22 protein-coding genes are annotated in these 22407 nt (G+C 71.1%); 15 read left to right on the top strand and 7 right to left on the bottom strand.

The window, feature by feature from the left end; genetic code table 11:
* Positions 1–4 precede the first annotated feature (4 nt).
* A complete protein-coding gene (locus HJC40_RS29375; protein WP_250005964.1) occupies positions 5–706 on the bottom strand; it encodes a TetR/AcrR family transcriptional regulator in 702 nt (233 codons plus the stop codon).
* A gap of 27 nt (positions 707–733) precedes the next feature.
* On the opposite strand from HJC40_RS29375, the gene HJC40_RS29370 reads away from it, so the two are divergent.
* Positions 734–1564, top strand: a complete 831-nt coding sequence (locus HJC40_RS29370) for an alpha/beta hydrolase (protein ID WP_250005963.1) — start codon at positions 734–736, stop codon at positions 1562–1564.
* Here the strand turns inward: HJC40_RS29370 and HJC40_RS29365 are convergent.
* Positions 1548–2330 carry an SDR family NAD(P)-dependent oxidoreductase gene (locus HJC40_RS29365; protein ID WP_250005961.1) on the bottom strand — a complete coding sequence of 261 codons (783 nt, stop codon included), beginning with the start codon at positions 2328–2330 and terminating at the stop codon, positions 1548–1550. The genes HJC40_RS29370 and HJC40_RS29365 overlap by 17 nt on opposite strands.
* A 70-nt stretch (positions 2331–2400) precedes the next feature.
* Here HJC40_RS29365 and HJC40_RS29360 point away from each other — a divergent pair, with 70 nt between their 5' ends.
* On the top strand, positions 2401–4140 hold the full coding sequence (locus HJC40_RS29360) for a pyruvate dehydrogenase (protein WP_250005959.1): 1740 nt from the start codon (positions 2401–2403) through the stop codon (positions 4138–4140).
* Here the strand turns inward: HJC40_RS29360 and HJC40_RS29355 are convergent.
* Positions 4137–5141 (bottom strand): acyl-CoA desaturase, encoded by a 1005-nt coding sequence (locus tag HJC40_RS29355; protein WP_250005957.1) that lies wholly within the window; start codon positions 5139–5141, stop codon positions 4137–4139. The genes HJC40_RS29360 and HJC40_RS29355 overlap by 4 nt on opposite strands.
* Before the next feature lie 100 nt (positions 5142–5241).
* Between HJC40_RS29355 and HJC40_RS29350 the strand changes: the two genes are divergently transcribed.
* Both HJC40_RS29350 and HJC40_RS29345 read left to right on the top strand, forming a co-directional pair.
* Positions 5242–6537 carry a sensor domain-containing protein gene (locus HJC40_RS29350; protein WP_250005956.1) on the top strand — a complete coding sequence of 432 codons (1296 nt, stop codon included), beginning with the start codon at positions 5242–5244 and terminating at the stop codon, positions 6535–6537.
* On the top strand, positions 6489–7124 hold the full coding sequence (locus HJC40_RS29345; protein WP_250005955.1) for a response regulator transcription factor: 636 nt from the start codon (positions 6489–6491) through the stop codon (positions 7122–7124). The genes HJC40_RS29350 and HJC40_RS29345 overlap by 49 nt, the downstream gene beginning before the upstream one ends.
* On the opposite strand, the gene HJC40_RS29340 is transcribed toward HJC40_RS29345, so the two are convergent.
* Positions 7109–8035, bottom strand: a complete 927-nt coding sequence (locus tag HJC40_RS29340; RefSeq protein WP_250005954.1) for an LLM class F420-dependent oxidoreductase — start codon at positions 8033–8035, stop codon at positions 7109–7111. The two genes, HJC40_RS29345 and HJC40_RS29340, sit on opposite strands and share 16 nt — an antisense overlap.
* A 285-nt stretch (positions 8036–8320) precedes the next feature.
* On the opposite strand from HJC40_RS29340, the gene HJC40_RS29335 reads away from it, so the two are divergent.
* The 3 genes from HJC40_RS29335 to HJC40_RS29325 are packed head-to-tail and all read left to right on the top strand — an operon-like array spanning position 8321 to position 10868.
* Entirely contained in the window at positions 8321–9304 is a 984-nt protein-coding gene (locus tag HJC40_RS29335) for an ABC transporter substrate-binding protein (protein ID WP_250006140.1), read from the top strand.
* Positions 9305–9364: 60 nt separating this feature from the next.
* Positions 9365–10192: an ABC transporter permease gene (locus tag HJC40_RS29330; protein WP_250005953.1), complete on the top strand. Its 828-nt coding sequence runs from the start codon at positions 9365–9367 to the stop codon at positions 10190–10192.
* A gap of 10 nt (positions 10193–10202) precedes the next feature.
* Positions 10203–10868: a DUF6518 family protein gene (locus HJC40_RS29325; protein WP_250005952.1), complete on the top strand. Its 666-nt coding sequence runs from the start codon at positions 10203–10205 to the stop codon at positions 10866–10868.
* An 87-nt stretch (positions 10869–10955) separates the two neighbouring features.
* Here HJC40_RS29325 and HJC40_RS29320 read toward each other — a convergent pair whose 3' ends face one another.
* Positions 10956–12002 (bottom strand): oxidoreductase, encoded by a 1047-nt coding sequence (locus HJC40_RS29320; protein ID WP_250005951.1) that lies wholly within the window; start codon positions 12000–12002, stop codon positions 10956–10958.
* A gap of 116 nt (positions 12003–12118) precedes the next feature.
* Here HJC40_RS29320 and HJC40_RS29315 point away from each other — a divergent pair, with 116 nt between their 5' ends.
* On the top strand, positions 12119–12670 hold the full coding sequence (locus HJC40_RS29315; protein WP_250005950.1) for an antibiotic biosynthesis monooxygenase: 552 nt from the start codon (positions 12119–12121) through the stop codon (positions 12668–12670).
* Between the two features lie 44 nt (positions 12671–12714).
* Here HJC40_RS29315 and HJC40_RS29310 read toward each other — a convergent pair whose 3' ends face one another.
* Both HJC40_RS29310 and HJC40_RS29305 read right to left on the bottom strand, forming a co-directional pair.
* The gene (locus tag HJC40_RS29310; RefSeq protein ID WP_250005948.1) at positions 12715–13677 is read right to left on the bottom strand and encodes a zinc metalloprotease; all 963 of its coding nucleotides are present in this window, start codon (positions 13675–13677) and stop codon (positions 12715–12717) included.
* A gap of 135 nt (positions 13678–13812) precedes the next feature.
* Entirely contained in the window at positions 13813–15510 is a 1698-nt protein-coding gene (locus HJC40_RS29305; RefSeq protein WP_250005946.1) for an alpha/beta-hydrolase family protein, read from the bottom strand.
* 216 nt (positions 15511–15726) lie between these two features.
* Between HJC40_RS29305 and HJC40_RS29300 the strand changes: the two genes are divergently transcribed.
* The 7 genes from HJC40_RS29300 (at position 15727) to HJC40_RS29270 (ending at position 22335) form a co-directional block, all read left to right on the top strand.
* On the top strand, positions 15727–17514 hold the full coding sequence (locus HJC40_RS29300) for a sensor domain-containing diguanylate cyclase (RefSeq protein WP_250005944.1): 1788 nt from the start codon (positions 15727–15729) through the stop codon (positions 17512–17514).
* Between the two features lie 52 nt (positions 17515–17566).
* Positions 17567–19294 (top strand): acyl-CoA dehydrogenase, encoded by a 1728-nt coding sequence (locus tag HJC40_RS29295; RefSeq protein ID WP_250005942.1) that lies wholly within the window; start codon positions 17567–17569, stop codon positions 19292–19294.
* Positions 19295–19343: 49 nt separating this feature from the next.
* Positions 19344–20318, top strand: coding sequence for a non-homologous end-joining DNA ligase (gene ligD / locus HJC40_RS29290; protein WP_250005941.1), 975 nt, complete (start codon positions 19344–19346; stop codon positions 20316–20318).
* A 48-nt stretch (positions 20319–20366) separates the two neighbouring features.
* Entirely contained in the window at positions 20367–20570 is a 204-nt protein-coding gene (locus HJC40_RS29285) for a hypothetical protein (RefSeq protein ID WP_250005939.1), read from the top strand.
* Positions 20571–20574: 4 nt separating this feature from the next.
* A complete protein-coding gene (locus HJC40_RS29280; RefSeq protein WP_250005937.1) occupies positions 20575–20976 on the top strand; it encodes a type II toxin-antitoxin system VapC family toxin in 402 nt (133 codons plus the stop codon).
* 110 nt (positions 20977–21086) lie between these two features.
* Positions 21087–21584, top strand: a complete 498-nt coding sequence (locus HJC40_RS29275; protein WP_250005935.1) for a SigE family RNA polymerase sigma factor — start codon at positions 21087–21089, stop codon at positions 21582–21584.
* Entirely contained in the window at positions 21577–22335 is a 759-nt protein-coding gene (locus tag HJC40_RS29270) for a hypothetical protein (RefSeq protein ID WP_250005933.1), read from the top strand. The genes HJC40_RS29275 and HJC40_RS29270 overlap by 8 nt, the downstream gene beginning before the upstream one ends.
* Positions 22336–22407: the final 72 nt, after the last annotated feature.

The following is a 22407-nucleotide window of genomic DNA, read 5'->3' as shown; positions in this document are numbered from 1 at the left end:
CGGGCTAGGCGGGCGGCTCGGCCGCGACCAGACCGGCCGCGAGCAGCCCGACCGCCGCGTGCAGGCCCGCGCGGGGAGCGTCGGCCCAGTGCGGGGTGATCGGGGGGAGGGCGGCCGAGAGCGGGAACGATTCGGGGATCGCCGCTGCCCGGGCGCGCCACTGCTCGAGATCGTTCTCGGTCAGACGCCGGTAGGCCGCCGCGGTCTGCGCGGTCGCGCGCGTCGTCGCGTACAGCATGGTCACCGCGGGCGCCCGCGACCCGGCCGGCACCGCGAAGCGCTCGAAGATCCCCAGCAGCGCCTCCAGCCAGTCCTGCTCGTGTGGCCCCTGGCTGGCCTGCGACCAGGGCCGCTCGGTCAGCCACGGATGAGCCAGATACACCTCGAAGAGCGCCGTGGCCCACGCCCGCAAAGCCTCCGCCAGCCCGCTCGGTGACAGATCGAGAACGGGCATGGCCGTCGCCTGGTCCTGCATCAGCGCGAGCAGGTTCTCCTTGGTTCCGACGTACGGATAGAGCGCCATCGCCGTCTTGCCGAAGCGCGCGGCCACGGCCCGCGTCGACACCGCCTCGAGCCCGGAGGCGTCCGCGATCTCGATGCCGGCGGCGAGGATCTCGTCGAGGTCGAGTTGCTGTCTCGGCCCGCGGCGGGGCGTGGGCAGCGTCGCCCCACGATGCCGCCAGAGCCGCCTGAGGTGGTCGTCCATAACTCCTGACAGTGTATAGTGTTTTGCATGCCGACTGCTCGACTCCACGACGGTTCCACCATCGACGTCCAGGTCCACGGCACCGGTCCGGCCATCCTCCTCCCGGTCAGCACGGTGATCGCCGACGGCGCGCAGGCCGAGGCGATGCGGGCCTGGGGCGGCGACCCCGCTCTCGGCCACACCCTCGCGTCCGGCCTGGCCGAGGCCGGCTTCCGGGCCGTCACGGCCGACTACGAGGGCCACCGCAACGACCACCCGGCGCCCCTGACCCTCACCGCCGACGCGGCCACGGCCGACCTGCTGGCCATCGCCGACGCCGCCGGCGCCGACCGGTTCGCCTACTACGGCTACTCGTGGCTCGCCCTGTGCGGACTGCAGCTGGCCCTGCGCACCGACCGGCTCACCGCGCTGGCCATGGGCGGCTTCCCGCCGCTCGGCGGCCCCTACGAGGCGATGCTCGCGGTCACCCGCTCGGCCCACCGGATGGCGATCGACCCGCCGCCCCCGCCGACCGGCGAGCCCGTCCCGGGCGACTGGGATTCCGTCGCGTTCACCCAGACGCCCGGCCAGACCCGCCAGTTCGTGACCCTGTACGAGTCGCTTCGCGCATTCGACGACACCGCCGTGCGTCTCGACGTGCCCCGGCTGGCCTTCGCCGGCGAGGACGACAACATCCGGTACGGCCCGGCGTGGGACAACGCCTACGTCGCCCTCGCCGAGCCGCTCCGGGCCAACCGTGCGCGGCTGCGGACGTACGGCTGGGAAGTGGAATTGATTCCGGAGGCCGACCACCTGGCCGCGATGCAGGCGGCCGTCGTCCTGCCGTTGCTCGTCCCGTGGCTCAGGTCGTCACTTTGAGCCAGCCGCCGTCCACATAATGGGTCGAGCCGACCGAATAGGCGGCACGCTCGGAACAGAGGAAGACGAAGAAGTCCGCCACCTCCTCGGGGGTGGCGAACCGTCCGATCGGCGCGTTGTCCTGGGCGATCCCCTCCAGGTACTGCTCCCACGTCTGATCGGTGCCGGCGGTCAACGCCTTCGCGGTCTTGATCCAGTCCCCGGTCATGACCAGGCCGGGGTTCACCGTGTTGACCCGGATGTTGTCCCCGATCAGCTCGTTCGCCAGGCACTTCGAGAACATCACGAGCGCGGCCTTGGTGACGTTGTAGATCGGCTCGTAGCCGAGCGGCTGGGTGGCGCAGATCGACGCGTTGTGCAAGATCACCCCGCCACCCCGGGCCTTCATGCCCGGCGCTATCTCGCGGGCCAGCCGGACGGCCGCCATCACGTGCAGCTCCCAGTACTCCTGCCAGCGCGAGTCGGGCGCGGTCAGGATCTTCTCGTCGCTGCCGGTGCCGGCGTTGTTGATGAGGATGTCCGCGCCGCCGAGCTCGCCGACGGCCGCGGCCACCCGCGCCGCGCCGTCGGGCCGGGTCAGGTCGGCGGCGACGGTCACCACCCGGACGTCGGGGATCGAGGACGCGACGGCCCGCAGGCGATCCTCGTCGCGGCCGCACAACACGAGGTGCACGCCCTCGGCGGCCAGCCCGCGCGCGACAGCCTCGCCTATTCCGGCGTTACTGCCAGTGACGACCGCCACCTTATCGGTGAGACGCAGATCCATTTACCGCTCCGTTCACGCATTCGTCCGCTCGGGTACCTCACGCACATTCGCACGACGGCGGGAGGCCGCGGTGTTCGGTAAGGGAAAGACAGTCGCCGACCAGTTGGTCGAGGTGCTCGTCCAGGCCGGGGTGAGCAGGATCTACGGGCTGGTGGGGGACAGCCTCAACGCCCTGTCCGACTCGATCCGGCGCAACGACGCCATCGAGTGGGTCCACGTGCACAACGAGGAGGCCGCGGCGTTCGCGGCCGCGGCCGAGGCCCAGCTCACCGGCAAGCTCGCGGTCTGCGCGGGCAGCTGCGGGCCGGGCAACACCCACCTGATCCAGGGGGTCTTCGACGCGCAGCGCTCGGGCGCTCCCGTGCTGGCGATCGCCTCGCACATCATCTCCAGCGAGATCGGCGGCGGCTTCTTCCAGGAGACCGACCCCAAGCAGTTGTTCGGCCAGGCCAGCCACTGGGCCGAGATGGTCTCGTCGGCCGGGCAGATGCCCCGGATGGCGCGCATGAGCATCCAGCAGGCGGTCGGCAAGCGGGGCGCGGCGGTGCTGATCATGCCGGGCGACGTGCTCGCCGCGGACGCGACGAACGACACCGGCGTGGGGCACGCGGTGGCCGGCCCGGTGCTCGGCCCGCCGTCCGACTACGTGCTCGAGGACCTGGCCGAACGGATCAACGCGGCCGGGACGGTGGCGATCTTCGGTGGGATCGGCTGCGCCGGCGCCCGCGGCGAGGTGCTGGAACTGGCCGAGGTGCTGGGCGCGCCGGTCGGGCACACGCTGCCGGGCAAGGACGTGCTGCAGTACGACAACCCGTACGACGTCGGCATGTCGGGCCTGCTGGGCTATGGCGCCTGTTATGAGGCGAGCCACGAGGCCGACCTGCTCCTGCTGCTCGGCACCGACTTCCCGTACCGGCAGTTCCTGCCGCAGAAGAACACGATCCAGATCGACATCGACCCGGCCCGCCTGGGCCGCCGGACGGCGCTCGACCTCGGGGTGGCCGGCGACGTCCGGGCGACGCTGCGGGCGCTGCTGCCCAAGCTGGAGCGCAAGGACCACAAGTTCCTCAACCGCATGCTCAAGAAGCACGTCGACGAGCTCGAGCGGGTCGTCGGCGCCTACACCAGGAACGTCGAGAACCTGGTGCCGATCCATCCCGAGTACGTGGCTTCGGTGCTCGACGAGGAAGCGGCCGGCGACGCGGTCTTCACCGCCGACACCGGCATGTGCACGAGCTGGGCGGCCCGCTACATCACGCCGAACGGGCGTCGCCGCCTGCTCGGCTCGTTCGTGCACGGCACGATGGCCAACGCGCTGCCGCACGCCCTGGGCGCGGCGAAGCTCGACCCCGGCCGCCAGGTGGTCTCGATGTCCGGCGACGGGGGCCTGGCCATGCTGCTCGGCGAGCTGCTCACTGCCAAGCTGCACGACCTGCCGGTCAAGGTGGTCGTCTTCAACAACTCCAGCCTCGGCATGGTCCGCCTCGAGATGCTCGTGGCCGGCGACCCACCGTACGAGACCGACCACGACCACGTCGACTTCGCGGCGATCGCGCGGGCCGCCGGCCTGCACGCGATCCGGGTCGAGAAGCCGGACGAGGTGCGGGGCGCGCTGCGCTCGGTGCTCGACCACGACGGCCCGGCGCTGCTCGACGTCGTCACCGACCCGAGCGCCCTGGAGATCCCGCCGCACATCACCAAGGAGGAGGCGGCCGGGTTCGCGCTCGCCGCCGGAAGGTCGGTGCTCTCCGGCGGCGTCGGTCAGATGTTGCACCTGGCCCGCACGAACCTGCGCAACATCCCCCGTTAGCGGCGGGCGGCGCGGAGATCGGCGCCGACGTCGTGCAGGTGGCTCAGGGCCTGCCGGTACGAGTCGGTCAGGCCGGTCATCTCGTACGGGACGCCGATCTCCGCGCAGTACTGCCGCACGATCGGCTGGGCCCGGCGCAGGTTCGGCGTGGGCATGGCCGGGAACAGGTGGTGCTCGATCTGGTAGTTGAGCCCGCCCAGGGCCGCGTCGACGAACCGGCCGCCGCGCACGTTGCGCGAGGTCAGCACCTGCTTGCGCAGGAAGTCCTCGTCGCCGGTGGGGTGCGGCATGCCCTTGTGGTTGGGGGCGAACGTCAGTCCCAGGTAGACACCGAAAATCGCCTGGTGCACCACGAGGAACGCCAGCGCCTGCAGCGGGCTCAGCACCAGCAGCAGCGCGGCGGCGTAGGCGATGAAGTGCAGGCCGATCAGGACGGCCTCGGTCCGGCGGCGCTTCTCGACGATCCACCGCACGCTGTCCCGCTTGAGCGACAGGCCCAGCAGGGTCAGCAGCGGGAAGAAGAAGTACGCCTGGTAGCGCGCCAGGAACCCGTGACCGGCCGCCGCCTCCCGCGACCAGACCAGCACGCCCGGCCCGACGTCCGGGTCGAGGTCGTCGTGGTTGGGGTTGGCGTGGTGCTTGGTGTGCTTGTCCATCCAGTAGCCGTAGGACATGCCGATCGCGACGTTGCCGGCGATCAGCCCGGCCCGGCCGCTCGGCTTGTTGGTGCGGAACACCTGCCGGTGGGCGAGGTCGTGGGCGACCAGCGCGGTCTGCGCGAACACCACCGCGAGGAAGGCGGCCACGGCCAGCGTCCACCACGACGCACCGACCACGAAGAACGCGCCCCAGCCGAGGATCAGCGCGCCGCCGACCAGGCTCAGCCGGGCCACGTAGTACGCCGGACGCCGGCGCAGCAGCCCCGCCGCGTTGATCCGTCGCCCCAGCTCAGCGAAGTCGCTCCCGGCCGTCGCGCGCGGCCGCTCTGTCGTTGTCGTCATGCCCTCCAGCCAACCGTGCCGGCCGCTCGAGGTCAGGAGTGCCAGAACCCGTCTGGTGGTAGGGCTAGCACTACTGAGTTGCGAGCGCCGGTGGGCCACGATGAGAGGCGTGGAGACAAGAGACTGGCTACGTGAAGGGCTCCGGGCGGTGGCGTCCGGCATTCTGGCGGTCGCCCTCGCCGTCCTCAACTTCCCGCTCTTCGTGCTCTTCGTGGTGTCGCTGGTGCTGACCCCGGTGCTCGGGATCGGCCTCATGCTGCTGCCGGCGGTGACCGCGCTGATCCGGCTGCGCGCCGACCTGGCCCGGCGGGTCGCGGGCTGGCATGGCGTGCCCATCGCGCGGCCCTACCGCCCCAAACCCGCCGGCCTCGCGCCGATCGGCTGGGGCCACTGCAAATGGATCCTCACCGACCCGGCGACCTGGCGGGACTTCGCCTGGCTGCTGCCCGGGGCGATCGCCGGGCTGGCCATCGGCATCGTCACGCTGGCCCTGCCGGCGTACGGGGTCGAGGGCATCGTCCTGCTGCCGCTCTGGATGTATCTGGGCGGCGAGTGGTCCGGCTACGGCGTCAACTGGCCGATCGAGAGCGTCGGCGAGGGCTTCCTCTCGCTGCCCCAGGGCGCGGCCATCCTCGCGCTCGGCCTGGCCGTCGCGCCCTACCTGCGCCGCTTCGACGCGCTGTTCGGCCGGCTCTTCCTGGCCCCGACCCGCGCCGCCGAGCTGCGGCTGCGGGTCACCCAGCTCACCGTCACCCGGGCCGACACGGTCGACGCCCAGGCCGCCGAGCTGCGGCGCATCGAGCGTGACCTGCACGACGGCGCCCAGACCCGGCTGGTGTCGCTCGGCATGACCATCGGCCTGGCCGAGGAGTTGGTCGACCGTGATCCGGCCACGGTCCGCAAACTTCTCGCCGAGGCCCGCGAGACCAGCTCGACCGCGCTGATCGAGCTGCGCCATCTCGTCCGCGGCATCCACCCGCCGGTGCTGGCCGAGCGCGGCCTCGACGGCGCGGTGCGCGCCCTCGCCCTGACGTTGCGCATCCCGACCACTGTGGACTCGGACGTCACCGGACGCCTCGAGACGCCGGTCGAGTCGGCCGCCTACTTCGCGGTCGCCGAGACCCTGACGAATGTGCAACGGCACAGCGGCGCCACCTTCGCCTACGTCAGCATGCATCACACCGGTGGCGTGCTGCGCCTCGAGATCGGGGACGACGGCCGGGGCGGGGCCGACCCGAAACGTGGCACGGGCCTGGCCGGAATGGAACGCCGCCTCGCCGCCTTCGATGGCACGATGACCATGTCCAGCCCGCCGGGTGGACCGACCATCGTCACCATGGAGCTGCCGTGCGCGTCGTCATCGCCGAGGACCATGCTCTCCTCCGGGACGGACTGACCCGCATCCTCGAGGCGTTCGCCTTCGACGTCGTCGCGGTCGTCGACCGTGGCCCCGACGTGCTGCCGACCCTGCTCGAGTACAAGCCCGACGTTGCCGTCCTCGACGTGCGGCTGCCGCCCACGTTCACCGACGAGGGCCTGCAGGCGGCGATCGCGGCCCGCCGTCAGGCGCCCGGCCTGCCGATCCTGGTGCTCTCCCAGCACGTCGAGGCGCTCTACGCCCGCGAGTTGCTCTCCGACCGCCGCGGCGGGGTCGGCTATCTGCTCAAGGACCGGGTCTCCGACGTGGCGCAGTTCGTCGACGCGGTGCGGCAGGTGGCCGGGGGCGGCACGATGATGGACCCCGAGGTGGTGGCCCGGCTGCTCGACCGCAGCCGGCCGCTCGACGTCCTCACCGCCCGCGAGCGCGAGGTGCTCGGCGAGATGGCCGCGGGCCGTTCCAACGCGGCGATCGCGGGGCGCCTCTTCGTCACGGAGAAGGCGGTCAGCAAGCACATCAACAACATCTTCACCAAGCTCGGCCTGCCGCCGTCGGAGGACGACAACCGGCGTGTGCTGGCCGTGCTCGCCTACCTGGACAGCTGAGGCAGGACAGCGCCGGCGATCAGGTCCACGTGGTCCAGATCGTCCATCTCGGTCAGCCGCAGGTGCACCCGGGTCGCGCCGATCTCGCGCATCTCGCCGATGCGCTGCACGAGCTGGTCGGGCGAGCCGACCACCGGGTCCTCCGGCGGCAGCGCGCTCTTGACGTGCAGCGGGGCGGCGCGGCGGGCGGCCTCGGCGTCGGTACGCCCGATCGCCACCACGATGCCCGCGGAATACGTGAGCTTCCGGCCGGTCTTCGCGGCCGCCGCGCGTACGCGATCGAACGCGGCCGCCGTCTGGGGAACGGTCTTGAACGGCATGTTGAACTCGTCGGCGTAGCGGGCCGCGAGCTCGGGCGTCCGGCGCGGGCCCCTGCCTCCGACGATGATCGGGGGGTGCGGCCGCTGGACCGGACGCGGCAGCGCGTGCGCGTCCACGAGGTGGTAGTGCTGTCCCTCGTACGTGTACGTATGGCCCTCCGGGGTGCCCCAAAGTCCCGTGAGGATCTCGAGCTGCTCCTCGAGACGGTCGAAGCGCTCACCCAGGGCGGGGAAGGGGATGCCGTACGCGGTGTGCTCGCGCTCGACCCACCCGGCGCCCAGCCCCAGCTCGACCCGGCCGCCGCTCATCTGGTCGACCTGCGCCACGATGATCGACAGTGGACCGGGCAGCCGGAACGTCGCCGAGTTGACCAGCGTGCCGATCCGCAGCGTACGGGTCTCCCGGGCCAGTCCGGCCAGCGTGATCCAGGCGTCCGTCGGCCCGGGCAGTCCCGGCTCGGGGGTCAGCGCCCGGTAGTGGTCGGCTCGCAGCAGGCCCTCGAAACCGGCGTCCTCAGTCTGCCGGGCGAACCTCAATTGGGTGTCGTACGTCGCACCACGGTGCGGCTCGATGAACAGACAAACGCGCATGGTCGTCCCTCATAAGCCGAGCTGGGCGCATACCCGGCTCATCATGATCGATGGTGTGGGATACGTCTACTTCGGCTTTTGAGACGAACCTGTCATCGATGCATGTGCCAGTTTGCCCTACGATCCCCGTCGGGACACCACTGCCCCACGTTCGGCCACTCACGGCCCCGGTGCGCCATTTGCCGGGTTGCCGACTTCTCCATCGACCGGACCAGGTCGGGAAGGATCACGGTGTACAGAAGGACCCTCGTACGTTCCGTTGTCGCCGGCGCGCTCGCTCTCACCATGAGCGCCGCCGCCGGGTGCAGCGACGACTCGGCTGACAACGACGGTGGCAGCGGCGGCACCTCGCTCGAAAAGATCACTTACCTGACCTCGTTCGGCACCTTCGGCCGCGACTCGTACGCGTACGTCGCGCTCGACAAGGGCTACTTCAAGGACGCCGGCTTCGAGGTCGACGTCAAGCCGGGCAAGGGCTCCGGCGAGAACATCAAGTCGATCGTGTCCGGCCAGGCCCAGTTCACGCCGATCGACCTGACCGGTGGCCTGATCGCCGCCGGTGGCGAGGACAAGACCAGCGGCTTCACCGCCGTGGCGGCCATCCAGCAGCGCACGATGGCCGCGATCATCGCGCTCGAAGGCAGCGGCATCAACGCCCCCAAGGACCTCGAGGGCAAGACGCTGACCGACCAGCCCGGTTCGGTCGTGCGCACGCTGTTCCCGACCTACGCCAAGCTGGCCAACGTCGACCCCAACAAGGTCAAGTTCCAGAACGGCCAGGCCCAGGAGCTGATCGGCCTGCTCGCGTCCGGCCGGACGCAGGGCATCGGCCAGTTCGTGGTCGGCAAGCCCACCGTCGAGACCGTGGCCAAGGGCAAGAAGGCCGTCGTCCTGCCCTACAGCGACTACCTCCAGGACCTGTACGGCAACGTCCTGATCACGTCGTCCAAGTACGCCACGGACAACCCGGAGAAGGTCCGGAAGTTCACCGAGGCGCTGCTCAAGGGTCTCGCCGATTCCATCGCGAACCCGGCCGAGGCCGGCACGATCACGCAGAAGTACGTGCAGACGGCCAAGCCCGAGGGCGTCGCCGCCGAGCTCACCCTGATGGGCCCGTACGTGAAGTCGGCCGCCGCCGGCATCCCGGTCGGCGCGCTCGACGCCGAGCGGGTCGCCCGGAGCATCGCGATCCTGCAGGGTTCCGGTCAGATCGAGCCCGGCCTCAAGCCCGAGCAGGTCATCACCTTCGACCTGACTCCCAAGGCCTGATCCTGTCTACGCGGGGTGCGTCGGACGACCGGCGCACCCCAACGCCTGAGGAGCACCCCGGTGCAAGAGACGCTGACACCCCCGACGGAGGCCGCCGTGGCCCGTCCCGCCCGCCCCGCCCGGCGGTGGTCACCGGCCGTGGTGGCCTGGCCGGTGCTCGGCATCGTCGCCACCATCGCGGTGTGGTGGGCCGTCGTCGAGATCTTCGACATCCAGCCGATCATCCTGCCGTCCCCGGTCGACGTCTACGAGGGCTTCCGGACGTACCCCGAGCTGCTGCTGCAGACGACGTGGGACACGCTGCGGGTGACCCTGATCGGCTTCGGCCTGTCGGTGATCATCGGCGTGGGCCTGGGCACGGCGATCGCCGCGTGGAAGCCGTTCGAGCGCGCCTTCGGCCCGTTGCTGGTGGCGCTGAACGCCGTACCGAAGGTCGCCATCGCCCCGCTGATGATCGCCTGGTTCGGCTTCGGCACGAAACCCGTGCTGGCCATGGCGTTCCTGCTCTGCTTCTTCCCGATCGTGCTGTCCACCGCGACCGGCCTGGCCAGCACCCCGGCCGACCTGGCCGAGCTGGCCCGCTCGCTCGACGCGACCCGCACCCAGACGTTCCTGCGCGTCCGCGTGCCGGCCGCCCTGCCCCAGATCTTCGTCGGCCTCAAGCTGGCCATGCCCCTGGCCGTCATCGGCGTGGCCGTGGGCGAGATGCAGTCCGGCGGCGTCGACGAGGGCCTGGGCACGATCATCGTCCAGACCGCCGGCCAGGGCGACACGGCGACGGCCTTCGCCGCCCTGACCCTGATGGCCGTCGTCAGCATCATCCTGTATTACGCCCTGGTCCTGATCGAGCGCCTCGCGCTCCCGTGGGTCCGCGGCACTACCGCCTGATTTGCTTCTCATGCGCGTCGCCCTGGGGCTCTTGGCCGGTGTGGTGTTCGGCACGGCGACCTCCGTCGTCAACAACGTGCCGGGCCTGCTGGGCGAAGTGGGGCAGGCCCATACCGAGGACAGCGCGGCGACCTGGACGGCGATCTTCGTCAGCCTGATCCTCGATTCCGGCTGGGCCTGGGCCGCGCTGGCCTTCGTCCTCGGCTGGGTGACCGGCACCCACCCGCGCCCGAGGGTTGCCCTGGTCGTCGCCGCGGTCACCGCGGCCGGCGGACTCCTGGCCGCAACCCTGGCCTACTACGCCACGGACGTGCTGTTCGGCATCGACGCGTACGCGCGGATAGTCAGCTACTGGCTGGTGCGGGCGGTCGTGTTCGGTCTGGCCCTGGGCGTCGCCGGCGCGCTGGCCCGACGCCCGGGCCTGACCGGGTTGCTGGCCCTGCTCACCATCCCCGCCGGTGCGGCGGCCAACCTGATCGTGTTCCCGCTGCGGAACGGTCTGCCCGGCGAGAGCTCGGCCGCCGGCTGGGCCGAGGCAGCGGTCTGGTCTCTGGCCGCGGCCGGTGTCGTTCTCGCCGTCCTCCGCTACGCCCGCAATCGACACAGCGGGTGCGGAGCCGCCGGACTGGCCGGTCGGCGGGCTGAGCTCCCGATGAAAGGAACCTCCACGGACTGACCCCGGACGGCCGCGTCGCCGACGCCGGCTGAGGGCGCTGCCCGCCGGGTCTCGAGGAGCCGGCGGGCAGCGGGACAGACGGGCGGATCAGTGCTGGTGGGTCAGTTTGGCCACGCGGCCCTTTTCGCCGGAGGACCAGCAGGCGCCGGGGACGCACTCGACGGCGTCGAAGCTGCCGGTGTCGAAACGCTTCCAGGTGCGGCCGGCGTCGTACGAGACGTCGCTGCCGGTGGGGCCCACGGCCAGGGCGGTGCCGCCGCGGCCGGTCCAGGCCGAGCCGGAGCGGTATTCGCCCGGGACGGTGCGGGCGACGGTCCACGTACGGCCGCGCAGGTAGGCCGCTCCGTCGGGGGCGGCGGTGGGGGTCACGTAGTCGCCGCCCACGGCGATGGCGGCGCCGTCGCGGCGTACGGCCAGGCTGTAGATGCCGGCGCTCGGCCCGCTCGGAACCGGGGTGGCGGTCACCGACCAGGTGCGGCCGCCGTCGCGGGACGTGAAGACCCGGGACTGGGCGCCGCCGCCGGTGGCGAACATCGCCTTGTCGCCCGCCGAGACCAGGCACGTGCCGCTCGCGGCGAAGGCGAACTCGCCGGTCAGCGCGGCGGGCATGCCGGCCGGGGGCAGCACGTTCCAGGAGCGGCCGCCGTCGCGGGTCGCGAGGATGCGGAACTTGCCGTCCACCGGGTCGGACAGCGCCAGCCCGCGCTTGCGGTCGAGGAACGTCATGCAGTCGTAGAACGCGGCCGGGTCGTCGTTGCGGAAGGTCTCGCTCCAGGTACGGCCGCCGTCCGACGTGGCGTACACGCGGCTGTCGGGACCGTTGCCGATCGTCAGGGCCACCGCGTGGCGGGCGTCGAACGCCTCGATGTCGCGGAACTCCAGCTCGGCCGCGGCCGCCGGGCCGACCGACGCCCAGGTGCGGCCGCCGTCGACCGTCCGCAGAACGGTGCCGGCCGAGCCGGCTACCCAGGCCACCCGTGCGCTGACCGGGGCCAGGCCGCGGAACCGGGCCTCGGTGCCGGTCCGGGTCAGCTGCCAGCCCGGCGAGCCGCCACCGGCCTGGGCGGGAGCGGGCAGGAGCAGGGCCGCGAGGGCGCCCACGGCTGCCATCGACAACTTTCGCTGCAAGGTCATGGGGCGGAACTTACCGCCCGCGCCGGGGAACCGAAACCGGAGCGGATCGTGTGGGCCACGGCACCGAAACCGGAGACGAGGCCTGCGCGAAACGAGCAGATACCAGAATGTGGGACATGGAGTCTCCTGCCGTCACCGTCGCGATCACCCGGCGCGCCGACCCGTCCCGGAACGCCGAGATGATCGCGTGGGTCAACGCCGGCACCACGCTGGCCGAGGACTTTCCGGGCTTTCTGGGCACCGGCTGGGTGCGGCCCGATCAGCGGTCGGACGAATGGCACATGCTCTACCGCTTCGCCGACGAGATCTCGCTGCGCAACTGGGAGGAGTCGCCGCAGCGCCGCTGGTGGCTGTCGTCGGCCGAGGGCTTCGTCGAGCACACCCGTACCGAACGCCGGACCGGGATCGAGGGCTGGTTCGACCCGCCGAGCGATCGCGAGGTCAGCGAGAGCGTCCCCCGGGCGCCGGCCCGGTGGAAGCAGGCCGTGACCATCTGGCTGGGCTTCTTCCCGGTCAGCCTGCTGGCCGCCGTGACCCTCAACCACCTGCTGGCCGACCTGCACGTCGTGCTCCGCACGCTGATCAGCACGCTCTGCCTGACGCCGATCATGACCTATCTGGTGCTGCCCCGGGTGACCCGCCTGCTCCAGCCCTGGCTCCGCCGCTGACGCCGGGAGGGGGCGCCGCGACCGTCGCGACGCCCCCCGCCTGATCAACGTGCCCGGTACGCGAACCAGATCAGCGTCATCCGGATGCTCTGACCGAGGGTGAAGCGGTCGAGGCACGGGTCGTCGCCGTAGCTCATGAAGTTGTGCACGGGGTCACGGCCCGGGGCGGGACACGTGTCGTCGGACTCGTTGCACTGGAAGATGTTGTCGCCGTCGGCCTGGTAAGGCGTGTCGAAGACTGCGTCACCGGGAGCCATGCAGCCGTTCTCGAAGGTGTGGTAGAGACCGAACCAGTGGCCGGCCTCGTGGGTCAGCGTGTCGCCCTCGTTGTAGGGCGCCGCCGAGCCGCCGGGCAGGCTCTCGTTGAGGATCACGACGCCGTCCTGGATCAGCGTCGCGTCGTTCGGGTAGTACGCGTACCCGAGGAGGCCGTCGGCCAGCCCCGCGATGTAGATGTTGAGGTCGTCGAAGCCGCCCTTGTGCAGCGCGGCCTTGGCCTCCTGGTCGTCCGACGGGTCCACGTCCGGGTCGGACCAGTCGTACCAGTCGTCGTTGGCCGTGTAGTCGATCGACTTGGTCTTGAACCGGAAGATCGTCCGGGCGTCGAACGGCGACGTCCGGCCACCGTAGGCGGCGTTGAGCACGGCGATCTGGTCGGCGATCTGCTGCCGTGTCACACCCCCGGTGCCGTCGGACCGGGTGATGACGTGCACCCGCACGTCGACGGTGATCGGTCCCTTCGGCACCTTCGACGTCCAGGTGAGCCCCTTCGACCGCAGCCTCTCGGTCAGCTGCTTCTCGGTCCGCGTCGCCTCGCTGCGGGTCAGGTCGTTGGGGTCGGACCCGCCCGGCCGGTTGCCGCGGACGCGCTCGTTGGACACCGGGGTGCACTCGGCGACCGACGACACCCCCGGGGCCGCCGCCGCGGCGGACCCGGTGACCGGGATGCTGATCAGCGCCGCCCCCAGGATGCCGATCGCGGCCATGCTGACTCGCCTTCGTTGCATGAGGTTCCTCCTCGTTGACATCGGCGAATGTGTCACGCTCCTCGGAACGTCTCACACAATGACGTTCGCCGATGCCGTCCGAGCGGTCCGAGGTGGGCGACACCCGGCCGATCCGGTGTCGAGTGAGGTGTCGAGTCAGTTGTCGAGCAGCGCGCGCAGGCGCAGCGTGTCGCCGACCGTCCAGCCCGGTGGGGGAGCCAGCGCGGCCCAGCCGTCGACCGCGCCGGACTTGTAGACGTGGCCGTGCCCGATGGGCGCCTTGTTGGCGAAGAGCAGGTCGACCGTGGTCTGCCAGAAGGTGATCACCGGGTACCAGTGCATGGCCGGCGTGACGTCCGGGCCCCGCCCGCCGCGCAGCCACTGGGGCTGGCGCCAGAGCAGGCTGGGGCTCCACCACACGACCGGGTCGGACGAGTTCTGCATGTAGACCACGCGCGGCGACCCGGCCAGGTCGCGCAGCTCGTGGGCCTCGGACGAGAACTCCACCGGCAGCCCGGGGTAGGCGGGGTCCCACACCGGCGATCCCGGCGCCCGGTCGGCCGTGAGCTGCTGGTGGATCGGGTTGGCGAACATCGGGCCCTCGAGCAGGATGCCGTCCGCCCCGTCGACCATTGCGGCCGCCGTACCGAAGGTCTTCTCGGTCCCGTACGTGCCCAGGCTCTCGCCGAAGATCAGCAGCTTGGGCCGGTCGGCCGCGGGCATCGCCGCCCACCGCTCGCGCACCGCGCCGATCAGCGCCGAGGCGGCGTCGACCACCTTGGTCCGGTCGACCGCGAACGAGATCCAGCTCGGCAGATAGCTGTACTGCATCGACATGAGCGCGGTGTTCCCGGCGTACATGTATTCCAGCGAGCTCGGCACGTCGTTGTCGACCCAGCCGGTGCCGGTCGGCGTGAAGACCGCGATCACCGACCGGTCCCAGGCCCGGGTGCGGTCCATCTCCCGTACGACCAGAGCGGCGCGCTCCTGCACCGAGTCGGCCGACGACAGGCCGGCGTAGATGCGGATCGGGTCGAGCGCGGCCCGGCCGGCGAAGGCGCCGAGCCGGTCGGCCGGGGGCGCCTTGGTCACGAAGTTGCGACCCTGCCGGCCCAGCGAGTCCCAGCTCACCAGCGACTGCCGGCTGCCCGAGCGCAGGGCCGAGCCCGGCTGGACGACCCCGTTGCCGGTCCCGCTGTCGGTGATCGCGGCGGACCGGTCGGCGCTGGTGAACAGGTTGCTGACCAGGATGCCGTCGAAGGCGGTGTAGCTGATCAGGGTCACCACCACGAAGCCCGCGCAGTAGGCCGCCGACTCGGGCACGAGCCGGCCGAAGAGCCGGGCGAAACCGTGCGCGGCCAGCCTCAGGCAGCGGGCCAGCAGCAACAGCAGGGCGAAGGTGAGCAGGCTGATCCCGACCGTACGGATCAGGTCGTACTCCTGCTGCGGGGGCAGGCCGAGACGGACGCGCAGCTCCCGCTGCCACCGGGTGCCCAGCCAGAGGAAGAGCAGGATCAGCGGCGGGACCAGCACGAGGAGCACGCGCCAGGCGATCCGCTCGATCCGGCGCGAAGGCCACCACCGCAGCCGCACCACCGCCCCGATCGCGGTGCCGCCCGCGTACCCGAAAGCGGCGGTCAGCCCGGCCACGACGCCCTGCAGGAACCAGGGCCGGGGCAGCAGGGAAGGGGTGTAGGTGAGGCAGTAGAAGACGGCGCAGAGGCCGAAGCCGGTGACGCTCAGCCCGCAGCGGACGACCCGGCGGCGCGGTACGGCGGTCGGCGCCGAGGACAGGATCCGGCGCTGGGTGGGTATCCGGACCCGTGGGGGCGCCGGCAACACCACTCTGCGCATCGGCTCCCCCGCCTCGTCGCCACCACCGCCGGTGGGGTGATGCGTGCGCCACCGACGGTTATGTGGACCCCGATGGCAGGATCTTCCGTTCGCGCCCGGGTGGCAAGCGAAGTCGCACCATCTGGGCGCGTTCGGTAGCCATTGTCCGTTCTCGGGTTCGCCGATCGGCCGGCACTTTTCTTTCAGTGGCGCCCGTGGCTGCCGATCGAAGAGGTCATGCGGCTGCGCAACTGGATCGCCGTAGTGGTCGGCGTCGTGCTGCTGGCCGCTGCGGGAACAATCGGCTTCCTGGTCAACCGGTCGGCCCTCAAGGCGGCCGACGAGGTCCACCTGGCCGACTCGAGGGCGCTCGCCGTCAACAACGGCACCCTCGTCGGGCGCCTGCAGTGGCTCTCGGCCGGCGAGCTGGGCGAGTTCCTCACCGGCAACCCGCTGCATCTGGGTCGCGACAACGCCGCCGACCGGGAGCGGCTGCGCGTCTTCGCGGCCAAGAGCGACACCTTCGGGTACGGGGCTCTGCTGCTCGGCCTCGACGGCCGGGTGCTGACCAGCTCGCGTCCCACCGGGCTGCCCGCGGCCGGGCACGCCGGCTGGAAACCTCTGTTCACGCAACTGACCGGCGGCGCGAAGGCCGGGTTCTCGTCGATCATGATGGTGGACGGCACCTACCTCGAGGCCGTCGGCGTGCCCGTCGTGGTCGGGGGAGCTCCGGCGGCCATCCTGGTCGGCCTCAACAGCGTGGCGACGACCCAGCTCCAGCAGTACACCGTCACGCTCAGCTCGGACGTGCACCAGACAGCGGTCGTCGACAGCACCGGGACGATCGCCGCCACCAACCGGACCCGGCAGCTCGGCACCCCGATCGACCCGGCCATCCGCCGGGCGCTGGCCGCCGAGCCGGCCGGCGGGTTCGTCGAGTACACCACCGTCGCCGGCACCCGGATGATCGCGGTCACCGTCGGCGGCCTGCCCGGCGGCTGGTCCTACGTCCGCACCCAGACGAAGAAGTCGTTCGACGGCGCCGTGCACGCCAAGAGCCAGACGCTGAACCTGACGCTCGGCGCGATGATGCTGATCGGCGCGCTCGCGATGTCGGTGCTGGGCTACCGCTCCCAGGTCCAGCGCCGCCGGGCCGACGAGCGCTTCCAGGCCCTCTTCCAGCACGCCCCCGACCTGGTCTCGGTGCTCGGCGCCGACGGCACCATCGACTACTCGAGCCCGAGCGCGGCGGCCGTGCTCGGCTATCCGGAAGGGGTCCTGGTCGGCACCAGCGTCTTCGACCTCGTGCACCCGGACGACCAGCAGCACATGCGCGACAACTTCGCTCGGCTGCTAACCCACCGTGACGAGCTGCTGCGCCTGCAGTGCCGGGTGCGTTCGGCCACCGGCGAGTACCGCTGGTTCGAGTTCACCGCGTCCAACCAGATGGCCAACACGGCGCTGCACGGCATCGTCATCAACGCCCGCGACATCTCCGAGAACCGCGCCTACCAGGAGCGGCTGGCCCACGAGGCCGAGCACGACTCGCTCACCGGCCTGCCCAACCGCCGCCGCATGCAGGACGCGCTGGGCAGCTCGTTGCGCGAGCAGCCGGTCGCCGTGCTCTTCGTCGACCTCGACGGGTTCAAGCCGATCAACGACGCGCACGGGCACGAAGCCGGCGACGACCTGCTGCGCCAGGTCGCCTCGCGGCTGTCGGCCTGCGTCCGGGAACAGGACGTGCTGGCCCGCGTCGGCGGCGACGAGTTCGTCATCCTGATGCCCGGCGTGATCGCGCCGGGCGACAGCGAGGCCATGTGCCTGCGCATCCGGGACGCCGTCTCGGCGCCGTTCGTCGTGGCCGGCACGCCGGTGCGGATCGGCGCCAGCGTCGGCGTGCACCTGGCCGCCGGTTCCACCGACCCGGACGAGGCCCTGCGGGCCGCCGACCATGCCATGTACGCCGTCAAGCACTCCCGCGGTCATCCACAGGCGCCGGGCGGGAGGCACCGCGCCGAGGACTGAGAGGGCACACTGAAGGCCTCAGTCCCCTCAGCGAAGAACGGCGGTGCCGGCGGTGGCCTCCAAGATCCTTTCGCGTCGTGATCTCGACTTCCTGCTGTACGAGTGGCTCGACGTCGAGGCGCTCACCGCCCGGGAAAGGTTCGCCGAGCACTCCCGCGACACGTTCGACGCGTTCCTCGACGTCTCCGCCGAGATCGCCGAGCGCGACTTCGCCCCGCACAACCGGCGCTCCGACCTCGAGGAGCCGACCTTCGACGGCGTACGGGTCCGGATGAACCCCGAGGTGGCCGCGGCCCTCAAGGTCTTCAACGACACCGGGCTGCTCAGCGCCACGATGGACTCCTCGGTGGGCGGGCTGCAGATGCCGCACGTCGTCGCCCGGGCCTGTTTCGCATGGTTCCAGGCGGCCAACATCGCCACCTCGTCGTACTCGCTGCTGACCGCCGGCAACGCCAACCTGCTGCTCACCCATGGGACGGCCGAGCAGATCGACCGGTTCGTGCGGCCCATGCTCGACGGCCGCTTCACCGGCACCATGTGCCTTTCCGAGCCGCAGGCCGGGTCGTCGCTCAGCGATGTGCTGACCCGGGCCACTCCGGCTGGCGACGGCAGCTACCGGGTCGACGGCTCCAAGATGTGGATCTCGGGTGGCGACCACGAGCTGAGCGAGACGATCGTGCACCTCGTGCTGGCCCGGGCCGCGGGCGCGCCGGCCGGCGTCAAGGGGCTGTCGCTGTTCATCGTGCCCAAGCACCACGTCGGGGCGGACGGCACGGTCGGCGAGCGCAACGGGGTGGCGCTGTCCGGGCTCAACCACAAGATGGGCTACCGCGGCACGACCAACGCCGTGCTCTCCTTCGACGACGCCACCGGCTATCTCGTCGGCGAGGAAGGCAAGGGCCTGGCCTACATGTTCCAGATGATGAACGAGGCGCGCATCGGGGTGGGCGCGGGCGCGGTCGCGCTGGGCTACACGGGCTATCTGCACGCGCTCGACTACGCGCGGGAACGCGCCCAGGGTCGCCCGGTGGCCGGCAAGGACCCGTCGGCGCCGCCCGTGCCGATCGTCCGGCATCCCGACGTCCGGCGCATGCTGCTGTCCTCCAAGACGTACGTCGAGGGTGGCCTGGCCCTGATCCTCTACGCGGCCAAGCTGCTCGACGAGCCCTCCGACGAGAACGACCTGCTGCTCGACGTGCTGACGCCGATCGTCAAGGCGTGGCCGTCGCAGTGGTGCCGCCTGGCCAACGACCACGCCATCCAGATCCACGGCGGCTACGGCTACACCCGCGAATATCCGGTCGAGCAGTTCTACCGCGACAACCGGCTCAACTCGATCCACGAGGGCACCGACGGCATCCAGGGCCTCGACCTGCTGGGCCGCAAGATGGTGATGCGCGGCGGGGCCGGCCTGCAGCTGCTGATCGGCCGCATCCTGACCACGGCCGTGGCGGCGCCGCCCGAGCTGGGCCGGCCGGTCATCGCCCTGTGCGACCGCCTGGCCACGACCACCCGCAAGCTGTGGGCCGGCGGCGACCCGACCGCGGCGCTGGCCAACTCCACGGCCTACCTCGAAGCCACCGGCCACCTGGTGATCGCCTGGCTGTGGCTCTCGCAGCTGGCCGCCGCCGACGGCCGGGAGGGCGCGTTCTACGAGGGCAAGCGCCTGGCCGCGCGCTACTTCATCACCCACGAGCTGCCCCGCGTGGTTCCGCTGCTCGACCTCCTCGACTCGGGCGACACCCTGTTGGCCGACCTCGACGACGCCCACCTGGGGTAGCGCCTGTTCAGCGCCACCCCGGGCCCGGGACAGGCGCTATGTTGATCGCATGGCCTCTTCGAGCAAGAGCCCGGCGACCGAGGTGGAGGCCGGCGACTTCACCGTGCGGGTGTCGAACCCCGGCCGCGTCTACTTCCCGGAGCTCGGCCTGACCAAGCTCGACCTGGTCAACTACTACCTGGCGGTCGGTGACGGCATCGTGCGGGCGCTGCGCGAGCGCCCGTGCATGCTGCACCGTTTCCCCGACGGCCTGGCCGGTGAGAAGGTCCACCAGAAACGCGTGCCGCACGGGGCCCCGCCCTGGCTCGAGACGGTGCGGGTGAAGTTCCCCCGCTACAACCGCCACGCCGACGAGCTCTGCGTGACCAAGACGGCCGACGTCATCTGGGCCGTGCAGATGTCGACGGTCGAGTTCCACCCGTGGAACTCGCGCCGGGCCGACACCGAGAAACCCGACGAGTGGCGCATCGACCTCGACCCGATGCCCGACTGCCCGTACGACCGGGTCCGCCGGGTCGCCGCCGTCACCAACGAGGTCCTCGACGACCTGGGTATCACCGGCTACCCCAAGACCTCGGGCGGGCGCGGCCTGCACATCTATGTGCGCATCGAGCCGTCGTGGGGCTTCTCCGACGTACGCCGGGCCGCCCTGGCCTTCGCCCGCGAGGTCGAGCGGCGGGCCCCCGACGACGTGACCACCACGTGGTGGCGCAAGGACCGCGACCCCCAGCTCGTGTTCGTCGACTACAACCAGAACGCGCGCGACCACACGATCGCCAGTGCCTACTCGGTCCGGGGCGTCCCCACCGCCACGGTGTCGACCCCCATCGCCTGGTCCGAGATCCCCGACGCCGACCCGCGCGACTTCACGATCCTGACCGTCCCACCCCGGTTCGCCGAGCTGGGCGACCTGCACGCCACGATCGACGACGAACACCACTCCCTGGCCACCCTGCTGGAGTGGGCCGACCGGGACGAGAAGGCCGGCCTGGCCGGCCCGGCCGACGCCGACACCACAGACTGAAAAGCCGTATGCTGAAAGCCGGTCGAGGCCACTCGAGAGGAGGCCGCCGTGACCACCAGCCCTGATGACGCAGCAATTCCTCCGCGTCGCGCCCGCCGGACGGTCGACGAGTTGATCCGGGCAAAGAACGCCCGCCCGATCCTGTCCCTGGCCGATCTGGACGCGATGGCGGCCGACATCTTCGAGTCGGACAAGGAACTCGACGAGTTCCTCGAGTTCACCCACGCCGAACGCCAGCGCGACCTGGCTTGATCACATGCGGGCCGTGATCTCCGATACCGACGTCGCCTCATTGATCATCAAGAAACGCCTTCCTCCGACGCTTGCCACGAGACTGCTCGGCACCCAGCCGCTCATCACCTTCGTCACCCGAGCGGAACTCATCAAGTGGGCTGAAGTGCGCGACTGGGGGACAAGTAATCGACGAATGCTCGACGGGTGGCTTGCGGCGATACCCATGCTCGTCGGAGACGAGGACGTCGCCGATACCTTCGGCCATCTCGCCGCGACCGCTATGCGCCGGGGACGTCCCCGTCCGACGAACGATTCGTGGATCGCAGCCTGTTGCCTCGCTCATGGACTGTCGCTCGCGACTCTGAACATCAAAGACTTCGAGGACTTCAGGCTCTACCACAACCTCGAGATCATCACGAAGTAGAGCCATACTCCGGATCCGGTTGCCGCGCCGCGGGTCGAAAGTCGGCGCGGTAGGGCAACCATGCCGGTCGTCGCCTCCGTTTGGGTCGTAGGCGACGCGAGAGGCACGGGGTGGGAATCGACTATCGGGAGTACGTCGGCGCGCGGCTGGATCGTTTCCGGCGGACGGCATTTCTCATGTGCGGGGATTGGCATCTGGCCGACGACCTGGTCTCCACGGCGCTGATCAAGTTGCTGCGGCACTGGCGGCGGGTGTCCGAGATGGATGATCCCGACGCGTACGTGCGCCGGGTGCTGTTGCGATGCCTGCTCGACGAGCGGCGCCGGCCGTGGCGGCGGGAGGAGTCGTGGGACGCGCTCCCCGAACTCCGCACCGAGAGCGTGGACGGGCCGGTGACCGAGCGGATGGCGGTGCTCTCGGCGCTCGACGGACTGGCGCCGCGGCAGCGGGCCGTGATCGTGCTGCGCTTCTTCTGTGACCTGTCGGTCGAGCAGGCGGCCGCCGAGCTCGACTGCTCACCCGGAACCGTCAAGAGCCAGACCGCCCGGGCTCTGCGGACCATGCGCGTCGCTCTGCGCGACGAGGAAGAGGAGAGCCGTCATGGATGATCTGCCGGCCCTGTTGCGCGCGGCCAGCGACGGCGCCCCGCCCACCGGCATCGACCTGGACGACCTGATCGTCGGGCACCGGCGTCGTCGCCGGGCGCGATGGACCGCGGCCTCCGCCGGGGCCGCGGTGCTGATCATCGCGGGGCTCTCGCTGACGCTGACAAATCGGACCGCGGGATCGACCTGGCCGGCCGAACCGGCTCCGGTTGCCACCGGGTCTGCCGGGGCGTCGTGCACGTACTCGTCCCTTCCGTCCTTCCCGGCCGATCGGAACAGCCCGCCGATCAACGGCCCCTTGCCCGAGGAGCCGCAGGTGGCCGCCCAGCGTCTGGCCACGGCGCTGGCGGCGCTGTTGCCGGAGCAGGCCCGTCCGGGCGGCCGGCCGGGCTGTGCGGGAACGGTGATCTTCCAGGAGCCGAAGGCCGGCGACTTCCGGGCGGTCGCGTGGGCCGGCGCCGGCCGGGACGAGTACTCGCTGGCCTTCAAGATCAGCACCGTCGGGACGGACACCGTGCCGCGCTGCCTGAACGGCGACCACGCGAGTTGCACCCGCAGCGAACGGCCGGGTGGCGCCGTGGTGATGGCCGACCTCATCGGCGCCGATACCCCGAGTCCGCAGCGCAGCGTGACCGTCTATCGTCCCGACGGCACGTCCGTCCTGGTCGTCGCGATCGGGCGCCTGGCCGCGCTGCCCTCGGCCGACCGGCTCGCCACGATCGGCTCCGCTCCGCAGCTCACGCTCTATCCCTGATTCGTCCCGCGCGAGATCCGACGACGACGTGAACATGGACATGGTTGCGATCGGGACGCGTGCGGCCCGGCG

It is taken from the genome of Actinoplanes sp. M2I2 (genome assembly GCF_023544445.1).
Taxonomy (GTDB): domain Bacteria; phylum Actinomycetota; class Actinomycetes; order Mycobacteriales; family Micromonosporaceae; genus Actinoplanes.
This window is presented reverse-complemented; position numbering and strand designations above follow the sequence as displayed.

Bases quoted from the DNA above. Each gene is read 5' to 3' on its own strand.
- HJC40_RS29375 (WP_250005964.1), bottom strand. From the start codon at position 706: ATGGACGACCACCTCAGGCGGCTCTGGCGGCATCGTGGGGCGACGCTG.
- HJC40_RS29370 (WP_250005963.1), top strand. From the start codon at position 734: ATGCCGACTGCTCGACTCCACGACGGTTCCACCATCGACGTCCAGGTC.
- HJC40_RS29365 (WP_250005961.1), bottom strand. From the start codon at position 2,330: ATGGATCTGCGTCTCACCGATAAGGTGGCGGTCGTCACTGGCAGTAAC.
- HJC40_RS29355 (WP_250005957.1), bottom strand. From the start codon at position 5,141: ATGACGACAACGACAGAGCGGCCGCGCGCGACGGCCGGGAGCGACTTC.
- HJC40_RS29350 (WP_250005956.1), top strand. From the start codon at position 5,242: ATGAGAGGCGTGGAGACAAGAGACTGGCTACGTGAAGGGCTCCGGGCG.
- HJC40_RS29340 (WP_250005954.1), bottom strand. From the start codon at position 8,035: ATGCGCGTTTGTCTGTTCATCGAGCCGCACCGTGGTGCGACGTACGAC.
- HJC40_RS29335 (WP_250006140.1), top strand. From the start codon at position 8,321: ATGAGCGCCGCCGCCGGGTGCAGCGACGACTCGGCTGACAACGACGGT.
- HJC40_RS29325 (WP_250005952.1), top strand. From the start codon at position 10,203: ATGCGCGTCGCCCTGGGGCTCTTGGCCGGTGTGGTGTTCGGCACGGCG.
- HJC40_RS29320 (WP_250005951.1), bottom strand. From the start codon at position 12,002: ATGACCTTGCAGCGAAAGTTGTCGATGGCAGCCGTGGGCGCCCTCGCG.
- HJC40_RS29315 (WP_250005950.1), top strand. From the start codon at position 12,119: ATGGAGTCTCCTGCCGTCACCGTCGCGATCACCCGGCGCGCCGACCCG.
- HJC40_RS29310 (WP_250005948.1), bottom strand. From the start codon at position 13,677: ATGCAACGAAGGCGAGTCAGCATGGCCGCGATCGGCATCCTGGGGGCG.
- HJC40_RS29305 (WP_250005946.1), bottom strand. From the start codon at position 15,510: ATGCGCAGAGTGGTGTTGCCGGCGCCCCCACGGGTCCGGATACCCACC.
- HJC40_RS29300 (WP_250005944.1), top strand. From the start codon at position 15,727: ATGCGGCTGCGCAACTGGATCGCCGTAGTGGTCGGCGTCGTGCTGCTG.
- ligD (WP_250005941.1), top strand. From the start codon at position 19,344: ATGGCCTCTTCGAGCAAGAGCCCGGCGACCGAGGTGGAGGCCGGCGAC.
- HJC40_RS29280 (WP_250005937.1), top strand. From the start codon at position 20,575: ATGCGGGCCGTGATCTCCGATACCGACGTCGCCTCATTGATCATCAAG.
- HJC40_RS29270 (WP_250005933.1), top strand. From the start codon at position 21,577: ATGGATGATCTGCCGGCCCTGTTGCGCGCGGCCAGCGACGGCGCCCCG.